Here is an 8,473-nt window from a genome sequence, read left to right on the forward strand (position 1 = left end):
CGATACTATCCGCCGGACTGCGTATCTGCGGCGGTGCATTTTCGGGATATTGCGCCTGCCTGTTCCTCACATCTTCCGCTTCCGGCTTGAGCTGTTGCCCTTCATTCTCCTTTTCTGCGACTTCGGGCGTGGGTGGCGCAAGCTCCAGCTGAATTTTTCGGTCAAGGGCGGCAAGTTCGGACTTCAACTGCTTCAGCTCGTCCTCCTTCTTCCACACCTTACCCGCTATCTCCTGTAACTGCGGTATCTCCATCTCCAGCACCTCGTTCTTCGCCTTGTACTGGTCGATGATGGAGGGTATCCTCTCCATCGCGTTGAGGAAGTTGCGGGCGGCGGCCAACGGGTCAGCCATCGCCAGATGCCCGTTGTTGTAGGTGTACTTGTAGTTCCCCTCGACCACGAAGCGGTTGTCGGTGAACTCCAATCCCTCTTTGAGTATCCTTTCGCTCACCACCTTTATCGGAAAACCGTAAAGTTCACCGACCTGCGTGTACAACCCTCCGGTCGTGGCATTCTTGGCTATCTCCTGCAAACGCTTTCCGATGACCTTCTCATCGGCGGAATCCACTCCGTCCACCTTTATTATATTAAGGCGGTTGCCCTCCTTGTCGGTCTGCACCACCGACAGGAAGCGGTTCCAGTCCTCCGTCATGGCATCTATGAAAGCCGTGTTGTTGCGCAACTCGCCGGTCTTTGACTCCAGCTTGAACTCCGAATCACGCTTGCCCTTGTTGAACGACTTGCGTTCCCCTTCGAGCGATGCGATCCGCTTTTCCAGTTTCGCCTTGTCCAACAGGTCGGTATTGCCGGAGAGCAACGCCATGTATTCCGAGAAATTCATGCCCGATTTTTCGTCCATTGCCCCCTCGTCGATGGTACGCGCACCCATCGCACCGCTTTTGAGCTGGCTTATGAAAGTCTGCTTGCAGTGCAGGAGGTTGAACTTGTAGCTGTCCAGTGACTTCTCCACCGCGTAGATGATTACATCCACGTTGTTCCCGGCGAAATGTTTGGCAATCTCATTACCTGCCCTAACTCCGCGTCCGTCACGCTGTTGCAAGTCGGACGGTCGCCACGGCGTATCGAGATGATGGATAGCCACACACCGTTTCTGGGCGTTCACACCCGTTCCGAGCATAGAGGTAGAGCCGAACAGCACACGCACCGTCCCGGCGTTCATGGCGTCTATCACCGCCTTCCGCGCCTTGTCGGTCTTGCACTCCTGAATGAAGCGCACCTCGCTTGGCGGTATACCGTAGTCCTCCGTCAGTTTGCGCTTGATTTCCGAATAGACGTTCCACCCGTCGCCCGGCTGGTATGTCCCCAAATCAGAGAAAACGAACTGCGTGCCTTTCTGGGCGTCGTATTTTTGATAATACTCCGCGATCATCTTGGCACAGTGACTCGCTTTGTTGTCGGGATGATCTTCGTAATTCGGGTCTATCATGCGCATGTCGAGTGCCATTTTCCGGGCATAGTCCGTGGCGATGAGCATCTTCGCCTTTTCTTCCGTTTCCGAAAGCGGCAGCCTGCCCAACAAGGTGGCATCGCCCGTCTTGGCGAACTGCATCAGTTTCTGTATGAAGTCCTCCTGTTCCGGCGTGGGCGGTATATGGTGCAGTATCTCGTTCTTGGCAGGACGGTCAACGCCCACATCCTCCGCCGTGCGGTAGTCCGTGATTTCATTATAGAAGGCGGCAAGCTCCGGCACTTTGATGAAGTAGCGGAAACGCTCCTTCTGGACCACATTGTTCGTCACGTTAAATTCAAAATCCGTCGTCTTCTTGGCAAATATCGCCGCCCAAGCGTCGAAACACCTTATGTCCTGCCGTTCCAGCTCCTTCGGGCGCAGGTACTTGAACAGCAGGTACAATTCAGTCAGTGAGTTGCTGATAGTCGTGCCGGAGAGGAAGGTCGCACCCAAGTCTTTTCCTGTGCGCTCCTGTATGGTGCGTATGGCAAAGAGCATGTTAAGTGCCTTCTGGCTTCCCTCGCTGTTTCCCAATCCCGCCACACGGTCGTGGCGCGTGTTGAAAGTCAGATTCTTGAACTGGTGGCTCTCATCTATGAAGATGTGGTCGATGCCCATCTGCTTGAAATCCACCACGTCGTCCGTGCGTGACTTTATGGCGTGTTCCACCTTCTCCAGCTTCGCTTCAAGGTTGTGCTTGCGCTTCTCCAATCCTTTCAGCATCGCCCGCGACACGTTCTTTCCCTGCTGCCGTAGCACTTCGAGGTTTTCCTCCACCGTGTCAAGCTCTGCTTGCAGGATGCGCTGCTGCAATTCCGGCGACTGCGGTATCTTGCCGAACTGGTCGTGCGACATGATGACGCAATCGTAGTCGTTGTTCTTTATATTATTGAAGAAGCGCACACGGTTGGCGGTCGAAAAGTCCTTCTCCGAAGCGTACAGAATACGTGCGTTGGGATATGCCGCCTGATAGGTGGCTGCAATCTCCGCAACGTTGGCTTTCAGCCCGATAATCATCGGCTTGTGTGCCAAATTCAGACGCTTCATCTCATGCGCGGCGATGCACATTATCAGCGTCTTACCGGTTCCCACCTCGTGGTCGCAAATTCCGCCGCCGTTCTGTTTCAACATCCAGACGCAATCCATCTGTGAGGGATAGACGCTCTTGATACCCCGGCTTGCCAGCCCTTTCAGGTTGAGGTCGGGAAAGGTCTGATGGGAGCCGTCGTAGCGCGGGCGCACGAAACAGTTGAACTTGCGGTTATACATCGTCACAAGCCGCTCCTTGAACTGCGGCGACTGCTCTTCGAGCCATTCGGAGAAGCCGTTTCGTATCTCGTCAATCTTGGCGTTGGCGAGTTGTATTCCCTCGCTGTCGCGCATCTTGATGTCGTTGCCATGCTCGTCCTTGCCGATGGACTTCATCATGTCAGGGCAGGTGTTGTGCAGGGCGTGTTTTAGGAGGTGCATACCGTCATAGTTCCGGTAATACCCCTTCACCAGAAACTCGTCCGTGATTTTCATGGTGCGGTAGCCGCACACCACCGAAAACTCGTCCATGCTTGCGGAATAGGCGATTTTCACCTCCGTGTCGAACAGCCGGCTCATGTAGGCGGCATAGACACCCGTCGGAATCCAGCGTTCCCCGAAATTGAAGTCCAGATCCTCGAAGGCGATGCGCTGCGGCTCGGCATCTTTCAGAGCCTCCAACGCCTGCTTCACCTCCGGCATACGCTCATTTTCGGGATTGTCACCCATCCATGCCTCTATGCGTTCCGCTTTCTCTATGACATTTCCGGCGATGAAACGGTCTTTGATTTCGTAACCGGTCACGAGCGGATTGTAGTAGATGCGCCCTTGCAGGGCAGTGAGCAAATCCTCCGCCGTGCTGTCGGTTATCTCCCGCATATAGTCGAGATTGACCGTACCATATTTGTTGAGCGACGCAGACAGGGCTTCTTCGGGAGAGCCTACGTTGGCATGGCTCTCCACCGCGAAGGAAACAGGATGCTCGAAGATGTCCGCCTTGACGAACTTTCCGTTTTCCATCCGTTCCAGCGAAAGGATGTCGCGCCCGCCCGCATCCATCATCACTAACTTCACGTTCTGCTTGGCGTTGAGGTTGCCGTAGCGCATGACAAACTCATCGTAACAGGTATTCAGATGCTCTCGCCACGGAACATTTGCCTCGCGCCGGAGCGATTCATAACGGTACAGACGCTCGTAGGCGTCACGCAGCGACACATACAACAACGCCTTTTCCTTCTGGTATCCTTTCAGGTCGAGCGGCTGGAATGTCGCCCCGTATGGCGTGATGTCTTTCAGGTAGCCGATGTTATGACGCCCCCGGTCAGCCACCAGCGACCCTTCGCGCAGGTGCATCTCCGGCGTGCGGTGGTAGGCACGCGGAGAAAGGTCCACGACTTCCTCCTTCGGCTTTTCCGCTTCGATGTCGGGGAAAAGGAAAGTCCCCACCGCTTCCGATGGGGTATCTGTAACGGCAGGTGCGGCGACTGCCTCCGGCTGTGTTTCCTCCTGTCGTGGCTGCTCACGGGAAGTTTCCGGCACGGCTTTCACTTCCGTCTTTTCCGCCACTTGTTTCTCGTTATGCTGCCTTGCCAGTTCCCGAAGTTCTTTCCTACGCTCCGGCGTCAAACCCATCATCATTTCATAGAAACCGTTGATGGGAGGATTGGTATCCCAGTCCAGTGTGGCATAGATGTCGTCCGGGTCGGCAGGCTTGGCGGTGTTCTCCGCTTTCACCTCCTTATTCTCCATTGCGGGTTTTGCAGTTGGAGCTGTCGGTGTAACCGTGACTTTCGGTTTGGGCGGAGTGGACTTTGCCGTAACTGCCTTTTTCACCGTCTTTTTCTTTTTGGAGGTTTTCGGTTGGCTGACCTCTTCCGTCATCCCCCAGAGGTCAAGCAGGGTGAGCTGCACGCCTGCGGAATATTGCGGGCGCGGTTCTATCTCCGGCTTTTCATCTGCGGGTTGCGGCTTTTCTGTCGGAGTTTCCACCGTCTGCGCCGAGGATACTGTTTCCAATTTTATGGCAGGACGCTCTACTTTATTTTGAACGGCAACTTTTTCTTCCGTTCCTGCCTGCCGGATTGAACCCGAATACAAGCGCATGGCAAGCCTGTAATGGAAATCCTCGTCGAGCATACGGCGCAAATCCCCGGCGATGCCTGCTGCCTTGCCCTCGTGCAGATAAACCATAGCGGGCTTCCCGTAGGGGTCTGTGTCAAGTTTCGCCATCGTATGCACGATGCGTTCCGGGTGGTGGATGAAATAGGCGTTGTCGGTCAGGGCGGTTTTCGTGTCCGTCTGTATCACGGTCATCAGCCGCTCGTCCTGCGACATTTCCTTCTTGCTGAGGTTCTTTTGCAGGACAATCAGGTCACTGCCCACCTCCGTGCCCGCGTTGTCCGTGAACAGGTTGTTGGGCAGGCGTATCGCGGATACCAGATTGGCCTGACTGAACAGCTCGTTACGCACGGAGGTCTTGGTGCTATTCAATACCCCTTGCGAGGTGATGAACGCCACGATACCGCCGTCACGCACGGCATCCAGTCCTTTGAGAAAGAAATAGTTGTGGATGGTTTTCTGGGCGGAGCGTCTGCCGAAAGAGTCGCTCCGCTGAAACTCCGCGTCGAACACGGCAATGTCACCGAACGGAATGTTGGACACCGCCAAGTCGAAATAATTGTTGAACGGTCTTTCGATTTTCTCAAAACCGCAGGTGCGCATTTTCTGGTCGGGATAGAGATGCCTCAAGATTGTACCCGTGAGCAGATCCTTCTCGAAAGCCATCACATCCGCATTGGGGCTGTGCCGCAGCATGGAATCCACGAACACGCCGACACCTGCCGACGGTTCGAGCATACGGGCGGGGCGGACGCTGTAATCTGCCAGCACGTCCGCGATGGTGTCGGTTATCTCTTTGGGGGTGTAGAAAGCGGTCAGCACGGACGCTTTCAGCGAATCCACAAACCGCTTGTACTCTGTTTCGTCCTTGCTGTTCTCACGGATAAGCCTGTGCAGCTCCACCGTCGGGGCGAACAGTTCGAGGTCGGATTTCGCCCACCGGACGGCATCCGTCAGTTCCTTTGCAGGGTTGAGGATACATTTCAGACCGCCGAAACCGCAGTACCTTTGAAGTATGGCACGCTCTTCGGTTGTCGCTGTCCTATTTTCCCTGTCAAGGATGAATGCCGTCCGTATCGCCTCGATGTTGTCCCGCAGTTTCTGTTTGCGGTTAAACGCCATATTCGTCTAAGTAAAGGACGGTTGCTCCCGTCAGCTCCGTGTAGAGCAGGTCGTAATCGGAAGACAGGGCGAAATTGTCATCCGAGAGGTCATAGACGGAGAACACGTTGCCGACAAGCGGCAGCAGTTTCAGGACAAAGGCTTCACGCTTCTCTTCCGGCACTTCATCGGCAAACTCGTTTTCCACGACTTCGCGGAGGATGGCGTAACGGGAATAATGCAGCCCGCGCAGCAGCGTGTCCATCGCCAGTTCCTGCGCACCATCGGCGGGATAGCCTTCAAGCCGTGCCCTCTCATACGTTTCGGCGGCACGGTCGGCCCGTTCCCGTATGAAAGCGGTGTCGTCAGCCTGTTCAAACTTGTTCGTGCGGAGATAGTCCAGCAGGTACAGACCGTAATAGGAAAAGTCGGTCTGACCCTCGTTTTTCTTCTTGTTGTTCATTACTTTGGATTTAGCGGATTGATAATTAACGGGATAATCGGTTGGAAAAAGGAAGAAAAAGGCACTCGGTATCCCTCCGAGTGCCACCACTAAATCCAAAGTATGAGTGTAATCCGGTATCGAAGAACAATTCATTACTCTGAACAAGTGGCAAAGTTAATACTATTTCTTCCGTCCTGAAAATTTCTTGTCCTTTTTAGCCTCCGGGAACACAAAAGTCGTGTTATATTCCCCGTCAAAGGCGACAACAGCATCGAAACTCTTGCCCTGTTTGCTCTTGAACCCTTTGAGCAGCTTGGTATGCCCTTCGGTGAGCAGGTCTTTGATTTCATCGTCGGACAGGGTGCGTCCCGCTTTCAGCCGGAACACGGGCAGTCCGCACTCCGTGTTGTCGCAGCGTACCACCTTGCCGTAGAACCGCATCCTGCCCGTGCCACACTTGGGACACGCGCAGCCGGAGTCACGGCTGCCGAAGAGCTTGTCGCACGAGATCAGTTCGGAGGTTATCTCACGTGTGTACGCCTCTATCTCCTTGCGGAAGGTGTCGTCGGACAGTTCCCCGCGCTCGATACGCGCCAGCTCCTTTTCCCATTCGCCCGTCATGGCAACATCGGCGATGCGCATCGTCTTGACGACGGAATTGAGGGCAAGTCCTTTTTCGGTGGGAACAAGCGACTTCTTGCAGCGTTCCATGTAACCGCGCTTGAAAAGCGTTTCGATGATGGAGGCGCGTGTGGCGGGAGTACCGATGCCACAGTCCTTCATCGCCTGCCGCAGTGCGTCGTCCTCAATTTCCTTGCCCGCCGTTTCCATTGCCGAGAGCAGGGTGGCTTCGGTATGCAGCGGCTTGGGTTTGGTCTTTCCTTCGGTAATGGACGAGCCTTTCGGTGTCAGCGTGTCGCCTTCCTGCCAGCCGGGGATGGTAATTTCCTCTTTTTCCTCGCCATAGACGGCACGCCATCCGGTTTGCTTCACGACGCTGCCTTTTACGGTAAACTCCACTCCGGCACATTCCGCCGTGACAGTGGTCACATCCTTGACGCATTTCTCAGAGAATGCCTCGACCATGCGCCCGGCAATCATCTGATAGATGGTATTGTCCTCTTTGGAGAGGAAGAGCGGTTTCTCACCCGTGACGAGCAGGGCATGGTGGTCTGTCACCTTGCCGTCGTCCACGCTGCGGCGTGTCGGGGCGGCTTTTGCCCGCACCTTGTCTTTCCATTCGGGCTGTGTGCCGATGAAAGCGAGCAGTTTGGGAATTTCGGCAAACACGTCTTCGGGGATGTAGCGGCTTCCCGTTCTCGGATAGGTTATCAACTTCTTTTCGTAGAGTTTCTGCGCGATTTCAAGCGTCTGTTCCGCCGTGAAGCCGTGCTTGGCGTTGGCTTCTTTCTGGAGCGTGGTCAGGTCGTAGAGCAAGGGAGTTTCCTCCGTCTTCTCCTTGCGCTCGGCTTTCGTGACAGTGGCGCAACCTGCCGCCTTTACCTTATTATATAGTTCCATCGCCGGTTCTTTCTCTTTCCATTTCTCGGAGGATGAGAATTTCACGACTTCGCCGTCGCAACCGTCCGTTGCGATATGGAGCTGCCAGAATGCTTCGGACGTAAAGCGGCGGTTCTCCCAGTAGCGTTCACATACCATAGCCAACGTTGGTGTCTGCACCCGCCCCACGGAATACGTGCCGTGTCCGGCGGCGATGGATAACGCCTGTGTGCCGTTGATGCCCACGAGCCAGTCGGATTCGCTCCGCGCTTTGGCGGCGAGGTAGAGGTTGTCGTATTTGCTGCCGTCTTCGAGTTTCCGCAGTCCCTCGCGGATAGCTTTGTCGGTGAGAGAGCTGATCCACAGGCGCACGAAAGGAGTGGTGCAACCCGTATAGTGGTAGAGGTAGCGGAAGATAAGCTCTCCCTCGCGTCCGGCATCGGTCGCCACGATGATATGTTCGCTTGTGTCGAACAGTCTTTTGATGACTTTTATCTGCGACACCACGCCGCTGTCGGGCTTGTAACCTTTCTCCGTCCTGACCTGACGGGGGACGAGCGTGAATGTGTCGGGAATAATCGGGAGGTTGTCACGGACAAATCCGCGCACGCCGTAGCCGTCGGGCATGGCAAGCTGAACGAGGTGTCCGAATGCCCATGTCACGGCATAACCGCCTCCCTCGAAATATCCTTCCTCTCTCTTTGTCGCGCCCACGATGCGGGCGATTTCACGTGCCACGGAGGGCTTTTCTGCAATGATTGTCTTCATGTCTTCTTCTTTTTTGTTGATACTTTGGATTTTATTTTGGA

General features: G+C 55.0%; 3 protein-coding genes. All 3 read right to left on the reverse strand.

The genetic code is table 11. From position 1 onward, the window contains the following. On the reverse strand, positions 1-5,740 hold a 5,740-nt coding region (locus tag DW039_RS19945; RefSeq protein WP_120382291.1), incomplete at its 3' end, for an N-6 DNA methylase. Beyond that, complete coding sequence (locus DW039_RS19950) at positions 5,730-6,317, reverse strand: DUF1896 domain-containing protein (protein ID WP_004291461.1); 588 nt, start codon at positions 6,315-6,317, stop codon at positions 5,730-5,732. The genes DW039_RS19950 and DW039_RS19945, both read right to left, overlap by 11 nt. 27 nt (positions 6,318-6,344) lie before the next feature. Continuing rightward, positions 6,345-8,432, reverse strand: a complete 2,088-nt coding sequence (gene topB / locus DW039_RS19955) for a type IA DNA topoisomerase (RefSeq protein WP_004291456.1) — start codon at positions 8,430-8,432, stop codon at positions 6,345-6,347. Between the last annotated feature and the right edge of the window lie 41 nt (positions 8,433-8,473).

Source organism: Bacteroides sp. AF39-16AC, from assembly GCF_003602735.1.
GTDB lineage: Bacteria > Bacteroidota > Bacteroidia > Bacteroidales > Bacteroidaceae > Bacteroides > Bacteroides uniformis.

Excerpts from the sequence above, each read along its gene's own strand:
- DW039_RS19950 (WP_004291461.1), bottom strand. The coding sequence starts at position 6,317 with ATGAATTGTTCTTCGATACCGGATTACACTCATACTTTGGATTTAGTG.
- topB (WP_004291456.1), bottom strand. The coding sequence starts at position 8,432 with ATGAAGACAATCATTGCAGAAAAGCCCTCCGTGGCACGTGAAATCGCC.